This window comes from Arthrobacter sp. NPDC080031 (assembly GCF_040702485.1).
In the GTDB taxonomy this organism is placed as follows: Bacteria; Actinomycetota; Actinomycetes; order Actinomycetales; family Micrococcaceae; genus Arthrobacter.
This window is the reverse complement of record NZ_JBFBLA010000023.1, coordinates 43821-60625: the sequence shown is the minus strand read 5'-3', so window position 1 is coordinate 60625 and position 16805 is coordinate 43821. Positions and strand designations below refer to the sequence as shown.

Here is a 16805-nt window from a genome sequence, read left to right as displayed (position 1 = left end):
ACTGGACATGTCCCTCCGGGCCTGGGCGGGGGCGAGGCACATGTCCCTCGTGTGAAGCGAGGGATGGGCATAATGCGAATATGTCCGTTCCTGGGTTCGAGCGGAGGGCATGTCCCCTGGGGACCAGTGCGGTTCTTCCCGTGAGCACTGGACATGTCCCTCCGGGCCTGGGCGGGGGCGAGGCACATGTCCCTCGTGTGAAGCGAGGGATGGGCATAATGCGAATATGTCCGTTCCTGGGCTCGAGCGGAGGGCATGTCCCCTTGGATGGCCTAGTGGTTTCGCAGCGCCGAGATCAGTTCGGATTTCTTCTTGCCTGAGTACCCAGTGAGCCCCAGTTCCTTGGCCCGGGACTTCAGTTGGGGCACGGTCCAGTCCTCATAGTCGCCCGAGGTGCCCCCACGATGGCCGATTTCCTTGCGGCCTTCCTTGGCAGCGGCATTCGAGATTCTGGCTGCCTTTTCCTTCGAGGCACCATCCTCCCTCAGGGTTTCATAGAGTTCCGGGTCCTTGAGGCTGGGATTCTTCTTGTTTGGCATGTGGTCCTCCTGCGGTCAAGATGCCGGCTAAGACGGAAGCTCCATCCGGAACCCGCAACGGCACTGCAACACCTTTGTCGCCAGGTACACGTCGAGAAGGTCGACGGCGGGGTCCTCAGTGGACATTGGCGCGTACACGCTGTGGAATCCTGTTCCCGAAATCTTCATAGGTTCGCCGCAATGGATGTATTCGCCACCGAATTGCAGCACACCTGATACCGAGCCTCGCTGGTTCAGGATGGCCGCGACGTCCTGGAAGGTCGCAGCGTGGGCATAGAACGTGTCGCATTCGACGCACGTGTAAGCGACATCCACGAGCTCTCCCACCGGTGGTTTAAGCGGCTCGATGGAATCCAGGATCACGTGCACGGCAGTGCGGCAAGTGGCGCACCAGATTCGTTCCGCTCTTGGGCGAGGTGCGCCGTCGGGAACGATCGGGTCAGAGATAGTCGGCATCGACTTAACTCCTTGAAGCGGGAAGTGCGGCTCCCGCGCGAGGCGGAAGCCGCACTTCGAGCGGATTTAGTCCTTCTTGAAAGCGTCCTTGACCTTTTCGCCGGCCGATTTCAGGTCGCTCTTGGTTTGATCCATCTTGCCTTCGGCTTCGAGCCTCTCGTTACCCGTCACCTTTCCAGCCGCTTCCTTGGATTTGCCTGCGAGCTTTTCTCCGGCGTTCTGGATCTTGTCATCTGCACCCATGGACGTACTCCTTTGCTGGTAATGGATTTACTTCAATCCGCCGGGCGCCGCGCGCCCGGCCGATGGGCCACGCGTCCTAAATGCTGTTGTCGGTCAAACTCCGTGTGACCGACGGCCGGACATGAAGCTGAGAAGCCAGCCGATGGCCGCGACGATCAGGAGGACCACGCCGACCCAGAGGAGCCAGCTCACGGCCTGCGAGAAGCCGCCGACGAGCAGAAGAACGATTGCCACAACGCCTGCAATGATCAGAAGAGTGTTCACAATGACACATTCCTTACTTCAGCGGGACCGCCGGCAAGCGCCGTGGCCCCTTGCGATGTATTCGATTGTCAGTTCGCATGCGAACTGTGGTTCCCCGCCAGGCCCCCAGACCCCATGCGAGGTCTTGCTGCAGCGGATGCGCCCGTCTACGGAATTTTCATCCCTTACGAACCGCCACCGACTTCCTCCATCGTACTACTAAGTACGCTTATCAAATCAAGTACTAAGTACACTTATAAAAGTTTTTGGATATCGTCGTAGGGTAAACGGAAGGTCGTGCGCAGGTTTCCAGCGCACGCAGCGGATGGTCGTTTAGGAGGAGAAAACGTGAAAGCATCGCAAACCCTGGCAGATAATCTCCAGCTGGTCCTGACGGATCTGATTGAACTCCAGCTCCAGGGAAAACAGGCCCATTGGAACATCGTTGGCCCCAATTTCCGGGATCTGCATCTGCAGCTTGACGAAGTCGTCGCAGCCGCCCGGGAGTTCGCCGACGAAACCGCCGAAAGGATGCGGGCGCTCCACGCCCTTCCCGATGGCCGGAGCACCACCATTGCGGGCTCAACCAGGCTGGAGCAATTCCCTGCGGGATTGACCAAAACCACGGACGCCGTGAAGTTGATCACCGACCGCCTGGAGCGGACTGTCCAGACCATGCGTGATGTCCACGACGAAGTAGATGAAGAAGACCCCACGACGGCGGACCTCCTCCACGCGTTCATCGCCCGTTTGGAACAGCTCGCCTGGATGATCAGTGCCGAGATCATGACAGCCAGTGCCTCAGTGGCAGACCCGCAGGAAGCCTAGGAACCCGGGAAGACAGGCAAGCGGCGCCAAGGCATGGCACGGCTCCGCCGCAGCAAACCCGGCACTCCGGGCATTTCCCGGCGAAGGTCCGGCCGCGGATTCAGTTACCACCGTCCGGACGGATCGCTAATCGCCGGTGGGGAGCGCAAACGCATTGAAGCGCTGGCGATTCCTCCTGCGTGGACCGACGTCTGGATATGCCCGTTCGCGAACGGGCATATCCAGGCAATGGGAGTGGACGACGCCGGTCGGAGCCAATACATCTACCACCCGGACTGGCGGGCTCGCCAGGATGCGGAAAAGTTCGCCCGGGCTGCGCGCCTCGGAGCCCTCCTGCCGCAGGCGCGCCGTCTGGTCTCGCGCCATCTGCGGGAGTCGGCGTCGGAGAAGACCAAAACCTTGGCCGCGGCCGTGCGGCTCATGGATCTCGGCGCCTTGCGGGTTGGATCCGACGGCTATACGCGCCGCAACGGCTCGTACGGGCTGACCACGCTGAGGTGCAAACACGTAAAGGTCAACGGGGATAAGGTTTCCTTGCATTTCCCGGGGAAAAGCGGGCAAACCTGGGATTCTACCATCGAGGACCCTGTGCTGGCCCGGTTCCTCGGACCGTTGGCAGGCAGGCCCGGCAAGGAAGTACTGCTGGCCTTCCAGGACGGTGAGGGCCTGGTCTCCCTGAATGCCGCGATGGTCAACGAGTACCTTCGCCACATCACGGGCGGCAACTACACGGCCAAGGACTTCCGTACCTGGAAAGGGACCGCGGCGGCCGGCATGGCGCTCGCAGGCAGATCTAATGTGCCGGCCCGCCAGCGAGTCCTCGAGGCGATCAAGGAAACCGCCGAACTGCTCGGCAACACGCCTACGGTGGCGAGGGCAGCCTACGTCGATCCGCGCGTCGTGGAGGGTTTCCTTGCGGGTGATTTCGAACAGCTGAAGGCAACCGAGTCGGAGATTGCGGCCTACCTGGGGTCATTGCCCTGATTTAACAAGGAGCATGCTCCCCGTTGGCTGCGAGGGATGGACATATCAGGAATATGTCCATCCCTGAGTGTCAACGGAGAGCATGCTCAGTGGGGTTACTCGGCGTCGTGGTCCGTTTCGAGGATCTTCACGAGGCGGTCCAGGGCTTCGTCGGCCCCGGCACCCTCCGCGCGCAGTACGACGACGTCGCCGAATGAAGCTCCGAGGCTCATGAGGGACAGGATGCTGGCGGCGTCCATGGCGTCGTCGGCAGGCTCGCCTTCGCGGGCGATGGTGACTTCGATGTCCAGCTCGCCGGCGGCTTCGGCGAAGATGGCTGCCGGGCGGGCGTGCAGGCCGACGCGGCTGGCGATGGTGGCGGTACGTTCGGACATTGTTGCTCCTTCGATTGTGGGCTTGGGGAAAGTCTAGAGACCCAGCTCGTCCAGGATAGGCAGCTGGGCGCGAACGGTTTGGCGCGCGGCGGATGCGCTCGGGCCGGCCAGTGCCGCCGTCGCGAGCTTTTGGGCTTGTGCCACCGTAACAGTTGCCAGGACAGCCGAAACGGCGGCCAGGGCGCGTGCACTCATGGAAAGCGTCGCGACGCCCAGTCCAACAAGTACGACGGCGAGGGCCGGGTCCGCGGCTGCCTCACCGCACACTCCCACGGGCCGGGCGCTGCCGCCCGCGCTGGCGGCAGCAGCGCCGTCGGCGGTCAGCTTCACGAGCTGCAGCACGGCGGGCTGCCAGGGATCATTGAGCTTGGCAAGCGGGCCGAGCTGCCGGTCCGCGGCCATCGCGTACTGGGTGAGGTCGTTGGTTCCGAGAGACGCGAAGCTCACTTCGCGCAGCACGGAGGCGGCGGTCAGGGCGGCCGACGGGACCTCAACCATGACGCCGGGGGTCTTCAATCCGGCGGCCGAGCAGAGGGCTGCGAAATGCGCGGCTTCCTCGGCCGTGGAGATCATGGGGGCCATGACCCACACTTCCGCCTGGTTGGCCGCCTCTGCCGCGGCGATCGCCGTCAACTGGCGTTCGAGGACGCCGGGCGAGGTGAGGTCGGTGCGGTACCCGCGGACGCCCAGCGCGGGGTTGGGTTCGTCTGCGTTGGTGAGGAAAGGCAGGGGTTTGTCCGCGCCGGCGTCGAGGGTTCGGACCACTACCTTCTTGCCCGGGAACGCGGCGAAGACGGCGCCATAGGCGGTGATCTGCTCCTCGACGGTTGGTTCGTCGTCGCGATCCAGGAAACAGAATTCGGTGCGCAGCAGACCGACGCCCTCGGCACCGGCGTCGGCGGCTTTGACCGCGTCCGCGCCCGTACCGACGTTGGCGAGCAGCGGAACCCGGAACCCGTCGGCCATGGCGTTGTTCCCGCTGAAGGCGGCAATCGCAGACGCCTGGTTGGCCCAGGCCTTGGCCGCAAGCCGGAGTTCCTCGCCGGGGTCAACTGTGATGGTCCCGGCAGCACCGTCGAGGTAGACCTCGGTGCCGTCCCGGATCTCCTCGACCCCCGGGGCGGCGACGATCGCCGGCAGGCCGAGGGCGCGGGCCAGGATCGCGGTGTGGGACTGCGGGCCGCCGCTTGAGGTGATCAACGCGATCACCTTGGCGGGGTCCAGGGTGGCGGTGTCTGCCGGGGCGAGGTCCTCGGCGGCCAGGATGAACGGAACGTCCGACGCCGGGATCCCCGGTGCGGGCAGCCCGCGCAGTTCAGAGACGATGCGGGCACGGACGTCCAGGACGTCGGCCACGCGCTCTGCCATGTAGCCGCCGAGGGCCTTCAATGAGTCGGCAACCGTGGCGGCTGCCTCCCAGATGGCCCGTTCAGCGGTACGTGCGCCGCCTGGGGCCTCGGGGGAGAGGAGCCTGATGGCCGATTTCACCAGCATGGGATCGGCGGCCATCAGGGCAGTTGCTTCCAGGACCTCTTTGCCTTCGCCGGACGCTGTGGCGGCTCGGGCACGGAGTTCCGCCTGCACGGCCTTGGCGGCATCCTTGATGCGCTGGCCCTGCGATTCGACGGTAACGTCCGCAGGAATGTTGACGTTCACGTGGGGCTCTTGGACCGGCTTCGGCATCTGCCGCACCGGCCCCAGAACACGCCCGGGGGCAACGCCTACACCTGAAAAGGTCTGCATGGATTAGTCCTCTATTTGCTTGCTGACGGTGGGGTCAGGCTGCGACGGCGACCGGAGTCTGCTCTGCCTCAACCGGCTTCCGGACTGCCCAGCGCTTGAGTGCGAGCAGGAGGAAAGCTGTGATGACGGCGCCGACTGCGATCGAGCCGAAGAACAACAGGAAGTTGTTCATAGCGAAGAAGACGAAGATTCCGCCGTGCGGAGCCTGAGAGGTGACCCCGAACGCCATGCTCAAGGCACCCGTCACTGCGCCGCCCACCATGCTGGCCGGGATCACGCGGAGTGGGTCGGCAGCTGCGAACGGGATAGCGCCTTCGGAGATGAAGGAGGCGCCCAGCAGCCAGGCGGCCTTGCCGTTTTCACGCTCGGCCAGGCTGAAGCCCTTCTTGTTGAGCACGGTTGCCAGTGCCATGGCCAGCGGCGGCACCATGCCGGCCGCCATAACGGCAGCCATGATCTGCCAAGGAGCCTGGTTGGCCACGCTTCCGGCCCCAAGGCCGGCCACGGCAAAGGAGTAGGCAACCTTGTTGACGGGACCGCCCAGGTCGAAGCACATCATGAGGCCCAGGATGATGCCGAGAACGATGGCAGAAACGCCCGTCATGCCAGAGAGCCAAGTGTTGAGGCCCTTGGTGATGGCAGCGATGGGGCCGCCGAGAACCAGGAACATCAGCCCGGATGCAACGATCGAGGCCGCTAGCGGGATGATGACCACGGGCATGAGGCCGCGCAGCCAGCGGGGAACCCTGAAGGTGCCGATCCAATGTGCAGTGACACCAGCCAGCAGGCCGCCGACGAGGCCGCCCAGGAAGCCGGCGCCCATGTAGCCTGCAACAGCGCCGGAGACGAAACCAGGAGCGATGCCGGGCCGGTCCGCGATGCCGTAAGCGATGTAGCCCGCCAAGGCAGGGACGAGGAAGCCAAGCGACAAGGCGCCGATCTTGAACAGCACGGCGCCTAGGTAAGCGCCCAGTGGGCCCCAAGCGTGCGCGGGGAACTCGGTGGGCAGGCTGCCAAGGGTGTTGGCGCCAAGAATCTTGTCGGCCGCACCGGCGATCTCATAGCCGCCCAACAGGAAGCCCAAAGCGATCAGCAGGCCACCACCGGCGACGAACGGGATCATGTAGCTGACACCGGTCAGCAGGACCTTCTTGACCTTGGTGCCGAAATGCTCGCTAGCGGCTTCGGATGCGTGTTCGGCGTTCTCTTCGGCACCGAAGTGCGGAACGCGGTGCGCGTGGGGGTCGGAGGAGGCGGCGATGGCTTCCTGAACCATCTTGGCCGGCTCGTCAATGCCGCGCTTTACGGGCGCGTTGATGACCGGCTTGCCGGCGAAGCGCTCCTTTCCGCGGACATCGACGTCTACTGCGAAGATCACGGCGTCCGCGGCGGCAATGACTGACGGGTCCAACGCGGTGAATCCGCCCGAGCCCTGGGTTTCAACCTGAAGGTCGACGCCCATTTCCTTGGCCGCAGCCACGAGGGAATCGGCTGCCATGTAGGTGTGGGCGATGCCGGTGGGGCAAGCCGTGACGGCTACGATGCGCTTGGGTCCAGCCGCAGAAGCGGCACGGGCCGGGGCAGCCTCGGCGACGGGTGCTGCCGACTCTGCCGCATGCGCAGCCGGCTTGTCCGCCAACGCGCCTTCAACCAGGTCGACGATGTCCTGCCCGGTGGCAGCCGCGCGGAGGGCCGCCGTGAAGTCCTTCTTGATGAGGGAGCGGGCCAGCTTGGAGAGCAGCTTCAGGTGCTCCTGGTCCGCTCCTTCCGGTGCAGCGATGAAGAAGATGATGTCCGCGGGGCCGTCCTTGGCACCGAAGTCCACTTTCTGGGAGAGCCGGGCCATCGCCAAGGCGGGTTCAGTCACGGCGACTGAGCGGCAGTGCGGGATGGCGATGCCGCCCGGTACGCCCGTGGCGGTCTTCTGCTCGCGGGCGAAGGCGTCCGCGAAGAGCCCCTCAACCTCGGAGGCGCGCCCGGCTGCAGCAACTTTGCCTGCCAGGAAGCGGATGACATCGGCGGGAGAATCGCCGAGGTTCTGGTCAAGGGAGACCAGTTGGGGGGTGATGAGCTGGGTCACTGTTAGTCCTTCTGAAGGGCCGTGATGGATACGGCGTCGGGAGTTGTTTGGTGGACCGCCGGGACAGTGGAGCCCGGCAGCGAAGCAGCGGCGGCACCATGTGCCACAGCCTGACGGAGGCAGTCCTGCGAGGTTCCGCCGTTGGTGGCGGCCAGCAGGTAGCCAGCAAGGGATGAATCGCCGGCACCAACTGTGCTGACGGCTTGGATCGGCGGATGCGTGGCAAACCACGCGCCGTCGGCGGTTACCAGGACGGCGCCCTTGGAACCGAGTGTTGCGAGTACTGCACCCACACCGCTGCCGACGACGGCGGCGGCTGCCCTGGCGGCAAGGCCCGGGTCCGCTTCCAGTTCGTCAGCCGTGTGGACGTCGGTGAGGCCCGCTGCGGCGGCCAGTTCGGCCAGTTCTTCCGCGTTGGGCTTCAAGAGATCGGGCTTGCCACTGATGTTGCCGAGTGAATCGCCACTTATGGCGGCAACCAGCGGGGCCCCGGAGGAATCGATCGCGATACGCGGCGGTCCGCCATTTGCCGGATCGTTGTGCGTGGAACGGAGCCGGCGGGCGACCGTGGCGTAAAAATCCGCCGGAACTCCTGGTGGGAGCGATCCGGCGAGTACCACCCAGCTCGCGCCACGGGAGCGGTCCAGCAGCAGCCCGATCAGGGCTTCCTGCTCGTCCAGGCTCAACTCCGGGCCGGGTTCGTTGATCTTGGTGGTGACGCCGTCCGGTTCGGTGAGCGTCACGTTGCTGCGCAGCGGCGCACTGATGGGAAGCGCCGCGTAGGGGACACCGTCGTCGAGCAGTCCAGCGAGGACGGGATCGGAATCCCCGCCAGGCAGGACGGCAACGGTGTCCAGGCCCGAGGCGACCAGCGCCCGGGAGACATTGACGCCCTTGCCACCGGAGTGCTGGTGGACGGCGACGGCACGTTGAACCTCGCCGCGGGCCAAGGGGGCTGGAAGCTCCACGGTGCGGTCCAGGCTCGGGTTGGCGGTCAGGGTGACGATCATGCGATCACCACGTCGACGCCGGCCTCGGCCAAAGCGGCGGAGAGCTCCTCGGAGGGTTCGTGGTCAGTAATCACGGTGTCCACATCTTTCAGGGCAGCGAACTGGACCAGGGTTTCCGCGTCCAGCTTGGAGGAATCCGCGAGGACGACGACGCGCCGTGCGGACGTGACGAAGGCGGCCTTGACGGCGGCTTCTTCGGGGTCAGGGGTGCTGAGCCCGAACGTGGCGTGGATACCGTTGGCGCCGACGAAGGCGATGTCCGGGCGGAGCCGGGAAGCGGCCTCGACCGTGGACTGCCCGACGGCGGCCTGGGTGAGCCCGCGGACGCGGCCGCCCAGGATCTGGAGGGCGATGTGCGGGTTTCCGGAGAGCCGTCCGGCGATGGGGATGGCATGGGTGATGACCACGAGTTCTTCACGCGGGGTGTTCCCGTTGGAGGACGCCGTGCGCTGTGCGGTGCGCTGGTCCAGCAATCGGGCGAGGGCCTCGGTGGTGGAGCCGGCATCGATCAGGATGCTCCCGGCCGCGTTCTCGGGAATGAGGGCAAGGGCGGCCTCGGCGATGCGGACCTTTTCCGGCTGGCGCTGGATGGCCCGTTCAACCACGCTTTCCTCGCGGGTGCTGAGGCGGTCCGACGGGACTGCCCCGCCGTGCACGCGGCGAAGATTGCCGGCGGATTCGAGGGCAGCCAGGTCGCGGCGGACGGTCTCCGTAGTGATGCTGAATCGATCCGCAAGGTCTGTGACGCTGACCCGCCCACGCTCGGCCACGAGCTCGGAGATCAGCTGTTGGCGCTCCTCGGCAAACACATACCCTCCATTGCGTACAAGCGATCTGGTACACCAGTGACAGCGATCACATGATGTGGAATTGCTTGACTCTATCTTTGTTCATGTTGGTCTGTCAACAGAAAACAACATAAACAAAGATTGTGGGTTTGGTTTTGCTTGGTGAGAGGTGGTTTTGGGGCGTGCTCTGGGGCGCTCTGAGGTGCTCTGGATGCCGGAATGATCCAGCAGAATCTATCGCTGGACCGGGAAGTGCCCTACGGCCACTCGATTTCGCGCGGACCGGGGTAGTCGATGGGGAGGTTGTCCGGGTCAGGGGGGTCGGGCAAACGCGACCGGGTAGAGGAATCGGCGGTTTGCCACTGCTTGTTCCTCTGTTGACCCAGCTCATCGGGCTTTTGCCGCGAGTCCTCCTCGGGGCGGCGAGGGTGTGTACTTTCAACCTTCATGGTGCTTCCTTCGGGTAATGCCGCAAGTCGTGGCTAAGCAGGTATTTCCAACTCGAACCCGCAACCGCATCTCAAGATCTTGGTGCGGAGAAGGGCTTCTTGGGGAGAACTGCGCGATCGGGGCCGGCCCGTCTGCGGTGCTTCGAAGCGTCGCAGCGCGGTTTTCACTTCACGGAGGGGTTCGCCGCAGTGGAAATAGTGTTTTCCGAACTCCAGGAGGCCATCCTGAATCCCCCGACGATTCAGGATGGCCCCCGCCTGCTGGACGGTGGCTGCATGGCTGTAGGACAACCCGCAGGAAGTGCACGTGTAGAAGACGGCAAGCTGTTGGGAAGACCTTGGAGTTCGGGCCTGGATGGATTCGATGGCCAGGTGCTTGTCTGTTCCGCAGGCGGCACACCAAAGCGGAGCAGCGCCGGGTTGATGTGGTTCGTGAGGAATCGCGGATTCGGAGAGGGTGGACATCGCCTAGCCCCGCGCCGGTAACAGGAATTTGCTCATCGGGCAGCACCTTCACGCTGAGTGACATGGCGCCCGGCTGCTTGAGCGAAAACAGGCCGAAGACCTCGGCCTTGTCCGGACTTCTGCACGGACTGTAGAAGAATTGTGCACTGCTCGTCCACTGTGCGCAAGAGCGGCGGGGCATTTGTCCAAGTGGCGGACCTTGTTTTGGCAGGCTCTTTTCCTCCATTGCCGCCCCGCTGCCCGTAGACTGAGCCATGGACGAAATAGGCTTGAACGCGTCGGTCGTGGGCCGTCTCCAGGATCTGGTCCTCGACAGCGAAGACGTTAGCGGCTTCCTCGAAGACCTTGCGGTATTCACGGCGTCGTCGGTGTCCGCTGCACGCGCTCAAGACGTCCTGTGTGGCGTTACGTTGAGCAGACGCCGCCGATCGATGACGGTGGCGGGAAGCAGCCGCGAAGCGCGCCTCATTGACGAAGTGCAGCAAGCATACGGAGACGGACCGTGCCTGGAAGCGATGAGAACCGGGAAGTCCGTACTCGTTTCTGACACATCCGCGGACTCGCGGTGGCCCGAATACTGCGCAACGATCGCCGAACGCGGGCACCTGGCCGTGCTCTGCGTCCCCCTGGGCCTGGAAGAAGGCGCGACGGCGGCTATCAACCTTTTCGCCCCGCAGCGCGATGCCTTCGACGAAGCCTCTGTACACAGCTGCGAGCAGTTCGCAAACCAGGCAGAAAAGGCCTTGAAGCTGGCTGTCCGGATCGGTGCCACGCAACAACGTGCGGAAGACCTCGAGCAGGCAATGCGTTCCCGGACCGCCATCGATCTGGCGACTGGCGTCATCATGGGCCAGAACAGGTGCAGCCAGGAGGAAGCCTTCAGGATTCTGACCAAGGCCTCAAATGGCAGGAACCAGAAACTGAGGGAAGTCGCGGAATCCCTCTTGCTGTCCTTGTCGAACGAAACGCCGGTCCTGCATTTCGAGCCTTAAGCGACTCTGCTAGCTGCGCTCCGCGATGTTTTTGACACTCTCCACGAGGCTGTCCCACATGCCCTTCGAATGCGCGGCTTCATCCGGACTGGCGTTGTTGTCCTGGGCCAAGGTCAGCTTCGTCATCCCGCCTGCAGGCTCAAGCGTCCACGTCAGGGTGTGGTAGTTCTCCGGGGTGTCGTCTTGTCCGGACAGCGGACTGAAATGGGTGTTCACCAGTCGCTTCCCGGGCTCGAATTCCAGGATGGTGCCCTTGTCTTCGTACTCCTTGCCCTTCCAGATACCGCGCCAGACGATGGGCCCGCCGACCGTCCAGTCTGTGACTACCTCTGTCCCGAACATGAACTCCTTGATGGCTTGGGGATCCGTAAGCACTGACCAGACGCGATCAGCGCTTGCCTGGATCATGATGGATGAACTCGCTGTGAAGTTGCCCGCCATATCAGTCTCCTATTCCGTGGTCGGCGCCCCGGCGCCGGCGCAACAGAGTTTACGCCCGACGTGGACAGGCCAGCGGAGGCTTGCCAAAATGCGCTTCCGAGCACGCCAAGAGATTCCGGCTGATTTCATTTAGGCTCGCAGCACATCCAAGAATTGTGGCTCTGAACTGGGGCGATAGTCAGAGTTCGATGGTCCTTAGGCAGTTCGCCTTCCGGGTGCATGCAGCATCGTGCAGTTTGCCCATGTCCGGGAAATGCCGGGTCCGTAGCGTGATGTCCCACACATTGAGTTCCCATTCAGAACCATGAGGAGACATACATGCCGAACTACAGGGTGTCCATGGACATCGGTGGAACGTTTACCGACATTGTCGCGTACGATCAGCACGCCGGAACCTATGCTGCCACCAAATCATCCACGACGCCGGGGAATCTGAGCGCGGGGGTCATTGCGGGCCTTGAGTCCATTGTCGATGACCTGTCCGACATCGAGTTCCTGGTCCACGGCACCACGCAGGGATTGAATGCCTTCCTTGAGCGGCGCGGCGTGCCGGTGCTGCTGCTGGCGACCGCCGGCGTCGAGGACACGTATCACATTGCCCGCGGCCCGCGTCTTGAGCTTTACAACGCCCAGTACCGCAAGCCTTCCCCGCTGCTCGAGCGCAAGGATGTCATCGGTGTCGGGGGGCGCCTTGACGGGCAGGGCCTGGAGATCAGGCCGTTGGATGAAGTTGCTGTCCGTCAGGCAGGGCGCCGGGCTGTGGAGGAGGGTTACGGCGCGGTCGCGGTCGCTTTCCTGTTCAGCTACAAGAACCCTGCCCACGAGCTCCGGGCCCGGGAAATCCTGCTCGAAGAACTCGGCGAGGATTTCACGGTGTCGCTGTCCCACGAGGCCGCGAAGGAATGGCGCGAATACGAGCGCACGTCCTCGGCCGTGGTCGAGGCCTATACCGGGCCGGTGGTCCGGAACTATCTCCTGGACCTGGAAGAGAAGCTCGCTGACCGGGGCGTGGAAGCTCCGCTGCACATCATGCAGTCCTCCGGCGGGGTGCTCACGGCCGAGTCCGCGCGGAAGCGGCCCCTGCAGACGCTGCTCTCGGGCCCGGTCGGGGGCGCCATGGGCGATGTCGAGCTGGCCGGTGTTTCGGGAAACCGCAACCTGATCGGCGTGGACATGGGCGGGACGTCCTTCGATGTTTCCCTGGTGGTGGACGGCAAGCCCGACGTCTCCACGGAGGCGCATCTGGAAGGCCTTCCGATGCTCATGAGCGTGGTGAACATCCACACCGTGGGTGCCGGCGGCGGCTCGGTCGCCTGGCTCGAAGCCGGTGGCCTGCGGGTCGGGCCGCGTTCCGCGGGAGCCACGCCCGGGCCTGCCTGCTACGGCCGCGGAGGCACGGAACCCACCGTCACCGACGCCAACCTGGTGCTCGGGCGCGTGGACCCGGACTGGTTCGCCGGCGGACAGGTCGCCCTGGACCGCGAAGCGGCGATCACCGCCCTCAAAACGGTGGGCGACCGGCTCGGCCTGGACCCGGTTGCGATGGCCGAGGGGATCTGCGACGTCGCGAACTCCCAGATGGCCCAGGCGATCCGGACCATCACGATCTCCCGCGGGATCGAACCCCGCGACTTCTCCCTCGTGGCCTTCGGAGGCGCCGGCCCCATGCACGCCGTCTTCCTCGCCAAGGAACTGGGCATCCCGGAAACGGTCGTTCCCCGGTTCCCCGGCGCGTTCTCGGCCTGGGGCATGCTGCAGACCAACATCCGCAAGGACTTCTCGGAGCCGTATTTCTACCTCGACGAGGATATCGACGCCGCCCACATGGCCGGCGTGCTGCGGTCCATGGAGCGTGAGGGCCTGGGCTCCCTGGCCTCCGAGGGGGTACCGGAGGGCAGCCGCCTCACCAACGCATCGGTCGATGTCCGCTACCAATCGCAGGAATTCTCCCTGAACGTTCCGCTCGCCTCCGCTGACGAACCGGAAACCACCGGTTTCGTTGCCGCTTTGTCCGCGCGTTTCTCCGCGATGTACCACGAGCGCTACGGGCATTCAAACCCCGGGGCGCCCATCGAAATCGTAGCGCTGCGGACACAGGCCGTGGGCGACCTGGGCCGACTTGAAGCGCCCCGCTTCGCCACCGCACGGGGCCCTGAGTTCAAGCACGATATCCGCCCGGTGGTCTTTGACCACGTCGAGCACGACACCATCGTGGCCCGCCGCGACGACCTGGCCGCCGGCCACGCCTTCGAAGGCCCCGCCATCATCGTGGAGCAGACCGCCACCACCGTGGTGCCCCCCGGCTTCGACGTGACCGTCGACGAATTCGGCTCCCTGATCATCCGCACCCAAGACGACGAAGGAAACTGAGGCACCACCAATGACCATCACTGCAGTCAAGACCCTGGATCCGGTCACCGTGGAGATCATCCGCAACGCTCTCACCAGCGCCGCGGACGACATGAACGCCACCCTCATCCGCTCCGCCTACTCACCCATCCTCTACGAAGGCGGGGACTGCGTCGTGGCCCTGCTGGACACCGGGCACCGCGTGCTCGGACAATCCGCCGGGCTGCCCCTGTTCCTCGGCAACCTCGAAACCTGTTCCATCGCGGTCGAAGAACTGTACGGGCGCGAGGTCTGGAAGGAAGGGGACGTCTGGATCCTCAACGATTCCTACCTGGGCGGAACCCACCTGAACGACGTCACCATCTTCGCCCCGATCTTCGACGACGGCGAGGTGGTCGGCTTCGCGGCCACCCGCGCGCACTGGATGGACATGGGCTCCAAGGACGTCGGCGGCTCCATGGACGCCACCGACATCTTCCAGGAAGGCTTCCGGATGGGCCCGGTCAAACTGATCGAGGCAGGCATCGAAACCTCCGTGGTGGACCTCATCCGGACCAACGTCCGCTTCCCCTACCAGACCATCGGCGACATGCACGCGATGATCGCCGCCCTCCGGATGGGCACCACCCGCATGAAGGAACTCGTGGGCCGGTACGGCATGGACCAACTGGACGCCGCCCGGGACGAGATCTTCCGCCAGACCGAGGAAATCGAACGCGAAACCGTCCGCAACATCCCCGACGGCGTCTACGAAGCCGAAGGCGTGCTGGACAACGACGGCATCAACCTGGAAACCCCGATCCCGATCAAGCTCAAGATCACCGTCTCCGGCGACACCGTTGACTTCGACGTCACCGGATCAGCGGACCAGACCACGGGACCGGTCAACTGCGGCGCCGCCCAGGCCGTCTCGGCCCTGCGGGTCGGCTACAAACTCCTGGTCAGCCCCGAATCCAACTCCAACGGCGGATCCTTCCGGCCCCTGACCACCCAGGTGCGGTCCGGCTCCGTTCTGGGCGCGGTCGCGCCCGCACCGTGCCAATGGTACTTCTCCCACCTCGGCCTACTGATCGACCTCGTGTCCAAGGCCATGGCCCCGGCCATGCCCGAACGCGTCGCCAGCGCCAGCCACGGCGACTCGATGATCATCACCGCCGCCGGCTTCGATCCGCGCTTCGGCCGGAACTTCGTCACCATGGAAGCCACCCTGGGCGGCTGGGGCGCCTGGCAAGGCACCGACGGCGAATCCGCCATGATCAACAACGTCAACGGCTCCCTCAAGGACCTGCCCATCGAAATGCTCGAGACCCGCTACCCGTTCCGCATCAACGAGTACTCCATCCGCCCCAACTCCGGCGGCCCCGGCCAATACCGCGGCGGCAACGGAGTCATCCGCGAATACGAATTCCTCGCCGACTGCGTCGTCGGGCTCTGGTTCGAACGGTCCAAAACCCCCGCCTGGGGACTCTTCGGCGGCTCAGACGCCCAAGGCCCCGAGGTCGTCTTCAACCCCGGCCGCAGCGACGAGGTCCGCACCCTGAAAGCCAACGCCCGCAAAGTCAAAGCCGGCGACATCGTCCGGCTCGCCGTAGGCGGAGGCGGCGGCTTCGGAGACGTCTCCCACCGCTCCCGCGAAGAGATCACCTACGACATCGTCAACGGCTTCATCACCGAGGACTTCGCCAAGAGCCACTACGGATACTAAGCCCCGCCCACAGAAAGACACCCCAATGAAAAACATCAAGCAATCAGCCGCAGCCGCGGCGCTCATCGGGCTAGCCCTCCTGACGTCAGCCTGCAGCCCACCCACGCAAGCGGCCGCAGGACCAGCTTCAACGGCGGACGCCGGTAAACCCCTCAACGTCGGATTCTTCGGCTTCGCCAAGTCCAACGGCTTCGCCCAAGGAACCTTCCTCGGCGTCCAGCAGGCGGCCAAGGCCAACAACGCCAGCGCCACGTTCGTAGATCCGAACTTCAACGCCCAGACCCAGGTCCAGCAGATCCAGGACGCCGTCACCTCAAAACAGTTCGAGGTGATGGTTGTCCAGGCGAACGACAACCAGGCCCTCATCGCCCCACTGCAGCAGGCCGTCCAAGCCGGCATAACTGTGGTGGTCGAGTTCTCGGTTGTCGGCCCGAAGTTCGACACTATCCAGCCCCAGGTCCCGGGCGCAATCAGCATCGTCGACCTTCCCACCAGCAACGGCAAGATGCTCGGCCAGATGGGCAAGGATGCCTGCGCCAAAGTCGCCAAAGACACCTGCAAGGTGGCCTACCTCGAGGGATTCAAGTCCCTGCCGCTGGACAACGCCCGGACCGAAGCAGTGAAAGCTGAGCTGGCCACTGATCCGAAGGTCAAGCTGGTGGCCAGCGTCGAAGGTGGATACACCCAGGACAGCGGCCGGCAGGCGTTCCAGAACGTTTCCCAGGCCAACCCGGACGTCGATGTCGTCATCGGCGCATCCCAGGCGATCACGGGTGCGGCGGCCGCGGCCGGCAATAGCAACATCAAGTTCATCGGCAACGGCGCGTCCACTTCGAATGTCGAGGCTGTCCGGTCCGGTAAGTGGTTCTCCATTTACGTGAGCGACGTGGTGGCGAACGGCGCCAAGGCCACGGAACTCGGCCTTGCCAAGGCCCGGGGACAGCAGGTGGAAACGGCACTGGACGAGGCGAGCTTGGCTCCCAACAAGGCCAAGGGCACGAAGGAAGCCCTCGACGCCGTGAACTACGTCTCGAAGTACTCGGACTAGCCGGCTTATCCCCCCGCGTTGTCGTGTCCTGCCGGGGCTGAGGTCCCGGCAGGACCGGCCAAAACTTC

Annotated in this window: 17 protein-coding genes; 6 read left to right on the top strand and 11 right to left on the bottom strand. The window is 64.5% G+C overall.

Going from position 1 to position 16805, the window contains the following annotated elements:
* Positions 1-272: 272 nt before the first annotated feature.
* The 4 genes from AB0323_RS18205 to AB0323_RS18190 all read right to left on the bottom strand — a co-directional run bounded on the left by AB0323_RS18205 (position 273) and on the right by AB0323_RS18190 (position 1502).
* Positions 273-539: a Rho termination factor N-terminal domain-containing protein gene (locus tag AB0323_RS18205; RefSeq protein ID WP_284980531.1), complete on the bottom strand. Its 267-nt coding sequence runs from the start codon at positions 537-539 to the stop codon at positions 273-275.
* Between the two features lie 27 nt (positions 540-566).
* Positions 567-995 (bottom strand): hypothetical protein, encoded by a 429-nt coding sequence (locus tag AB0323_RS18200; RefSeq protein ID WP_366178579.1) that lies wholly within the window; start codon positions 993-995, stop codon positions 567-569.
* A gap of 66 nt (positions 996-1061) precedes the next feature.
* Entirely contained in the window at positions 1062-1238 is a 177-nt protein-coding gene (locus tag AB0323_RS18195) for a CsbD family protein (RefSeq protein WP_366178578.1), read from the bottom strand.
* A 93-nt stretch (positions 1239-1331) separates the two neighbouring features.
* The gene (locus AB0323_RS18190; protein ID WP_139359614.1) at positions 1332-1502 is read right to left on the bottom strand and encodes a DUF2207 domain-containing protein; all 171 of its coding nucleotides are present in this window, start codon (positions 1500-1502) and stop codon (positions 1332-1334) included.
* A gap of 327 nt (positions 1503-1829) precedes the next feature.
* Here AB0323_RS18190 and AB0323_RS18185 point away from each other — a divergent pair, with 327 nt between their 5' ends.
* Both AB0323_RS18185 and AB0323_RS18180 read left to right on the top strand, forming a co-directional pair.
* On the top strand, positions 1830-2309 hold the full coding sequence (locus tag AB0323_RS18185; RefSeq protein WP_366178577.1) for a DNA starvation/stationary phase protection protein: 480 nt from the start codon (positions 1830-1832) through the stop codon (positions 2307-2309).
* Between the two features lie 33 nt (positions 2310-2342).
* Complete coding sequence (locus AB0323_RS18180; protein WP_366178576.1) at positions 2343-3293, top strand: DNA topoisomerase IB; 951 nt, start codon at positions 2343-2345, stop codon at positions 3291-3293.
* 95 nt (positions 3294-3388) lie between these two features.
* Here the strand turns inward: AB0323_RS18180 and AB0323_RS18175 are convergent, their stop codons facing one another.
* From AB0323_RS18175 to AB0323_RS18150, 6 genes are all read right to left on the bottom strand, one after another.
* Positions 3389-3667 carry an HPr family phosphocarrier protein gene (locus tag AB0323_RS18175; RefSeq protein WP_059388405.1) on the bottom strand — a complete coding sequence of 93 codons (279 nt, stop codon included), beginning with the start codon at positions 3665-3667 and terminating at the stop codon, positions 3389-3391.
* A gap of 33 nt (positions 3668-3700) precedes the next feature.
* Positions 3701-5410 carry a phosphoenolpyruvate--protein phosphotransferase gene (gene ptsP, locus AB0323_RS18170; protein ID WP_366178575.1) on the bottom strand — a complete coding sequence of 570 codons (1710 nt, stop codon included), beginning with the start codon at positions 5408-5410 and terminating at the stop codon, positions 3701-3703.
* A 34-nt stretch (positions 5411-5444) separates the two neighbouring features.
* A complete protein-coding gene (locus AB0323_RS18165; RefSeq protein WP_366178574.1) occupies positions 5445-7490 on the bottom strand; it encodes a fructose-specific PTS transporter subunit EIIC in 2046 nt (681 codons plus the stop codon).
* Between the two features lie 2 nt (positions 7491-7492).
* Positions 7493-8500, bottom strand: coding sequence for a hexose kinase (locus AB0323_RS18160; protein WP_366178573.1), 1008 nt, complete (start codon positions 8498-8500; stop codon positions 7493-7495).
* A complete protein-coding gene (locus AB0323_RS18155; protein ID WP_366178572.1) occupies positions 8497-9309 on the bottom strand; it encodes a DeoR/GlpR family DNA-binding transcription regulator in 813 nt (270 codons plus the stop codon). The genes AB0323_RS18160 and AB0323_RS18155 overlap by 4 nt, the downstream gene beginning before the upstream one ends.
* Before the next feature lie 236 nt (positions 9310-9545).
* Positions 9546-9737, bottom strand: coding sequence for a hypothetical protein (locus tag AB0323_RS18150; RefSeq protein ID WP_366178571.1), 192 nt, complete (start codon positions 9735-9737; stop codon positions 9546-9548).
* A 719-nt stretch (positions 9738-10456) separates the two neighbouring features.
* Here AB0323_RS18150 and AB0323_RS18145 point away from each other — a divergent pair.
* Positions 10457-11194 carry a GAF and ANTAR domain-containing protein gene (locus AB0323_RS18145; RefSeq protein ID WP_366178570.1) on the top strand — a complete coding sequence of 246 codons (738 nt, stop codon included), beginning with the start codon at positions 10457-10459 and terminating at the stop codon, positions 11192-11194.
* A gap of 9 nt (positions 11195-11203) precedes the next feature.
* Here the strand turns inward: AB0323_RS18145 and AB0323_RS18140 are convergent, their stop codons facing one another.
* A complete protein-coding gene (locus tag AB0323_RS18140) occupies positions 11204-11635 on the bottom strand; it encodes an SRPBCC domain-containing protein (protein WP_366178569.1) in 432 nt (143 codons plus the stop codon).
* Positions 11636-11953: 318 nt separating this feature from the next.
* Here AB0323_RS18140 and AB0323_RS18135 point away from each other — a divergent pair, with 318 nt between their 5' ends.
* Genes AB0323_RS18135 through AB0323_RS18125 form a run of 3 tightly spaced genes read left to right on the top strand, consistent with a single transcriptional unit; the run spans position 11954 to position 16737 of the window.
* A complete protein-coding gene (locus AB0323_RS18135) occupies positions 11954-14005 on the top strand; it encodes a hydantoinase/oxoprolinase family protein (RefSeq protein WP_366178568.1) in 2052 nt (683 codons plus the stop codon).
* A gap of 10 nt (positions 14006-14015) precedes the next feature.
* Positions 14016-15689: a hydantoinase B/oxoprolinase family protein gene (locus tag AB0323_RS18130; protein WP_366178567.1), complete on the top strand. Its 1674-nt coding sequence runs from the start codon at positions 14016-14018 to the stop codon at positions 15687-15689.
* 25 nt (positions 15690-15714) lie between these two features.
* A complete protein-coding gene (locus AB0323_RS18125; protein ID WP_366178566.1) occupies positions 15715-16737 on the top strand; it encodes a sugar ABC transporter substrate-binding protein in 1023 nt (340 codons plus the stop codon).
* Positions 16738-16805: the final 68 nt, after the last annotated feature.

What these genes read in the sequence shown, in the direction of transcription:
- AB0323_RS18205 (WP_284980531.1), bottom strand. Translation starts at nt 539, where the DNA reads ATGCCAAACAAGAAGAATCCCAGCCTCAAGGACCCGGAACTCTATGAA.
- AB0323_RS18200 (WP_366178579.1), bottom strand. Translation starts at nt 995, where the DNA reads ATGCCGACTATCTCTGACCCGATCGTTCCCGACGGCGCACCTCGCCCA.
- AB0323_RS18195 (WP_366178578.1), bottom strand. Translation starts at nt 1,238, where the DNA reads ATGGGTGCAGATGACAAGATCCAGAACGCCGGAGAAAAGCTCGCAGGC.
- AB0323_RS18180 (WP_366178576.1), top strand. Translation starts at nt 2,343, where the DNA reads ATGGCACGGCTCCGCCGCAGCAAACCCGGCACTCCGGGCATTTCCCGG.
- AB0323_RS18175 (WP_059388405.1), bottom strand. Translation starts at nt 3,667, where the DNA reads ATGTCCGAACGTACCGCCACCATCGCCAGCCGCGTCGGCCTGCACGCC.
- ptsP (WP_366178575.1), bottom strand. Translation starts at nt 5,410, where the DNA reads ATGCAGACCTTTTCAGGTGTAGGCGTTGCCCCCGGGCGTGTTCTGGGG.
- AB0323_RS18160 (WP_366178573.1), bottom strand. Translation starts at nt 8,500, where the DNA reads ATGATCGTCACCCTGACCGCCAACCCGAGCCTGGACCGCACCGTGGAG.
- AB0323_RS18150 (WP_366178571.1), bottom strand. Translation starts at nt 9,737, where the DNA reads ATGAAGGTTGAAAGTACACACCCTCGCCGCCCCGAGGAGGACTCGCGG.
- AB0323_RS18145 (WP_366178570.1), top strand. Translation starts at nt 10,457, where the DNA reads ATGGACGAAATAGGCTTGAACGCGTCGGTCGTGGGCCGTCTCCAGGAT.
- AB0323_RS18140 (WP_366178569.1), bottom strand. Translation starts at nt 11,635, where the DNA reads ATGGCGGGCAACTTCACAGCGAGTTCATCCATCATGATCCAGGCAAGC.
- AB0323_RS18135 (WP_366178568.1), top strand. Translation starts at nt 11,954, where the DNA reads ATGCCGAACTACAGGGTGTCCATGGACATCGGTGGAACGTTTACCGAC.
- AB0323_RS18130 (WP_366178567.1), top strand. Translation starts at nt 14,016, where the DNA reads ATGACCATCACTGCAGTCAAGACCCTGGATCCGGTCACCGTGGAGATC.
- AB0323_RS18125 (WP_366178566.1), top strand. Translation starts at nt 15,715, where the DNA reads ATGAAAAACATCAAGCAATCAGCCGCAGCCGCGGCGCTCATCGGGCTA.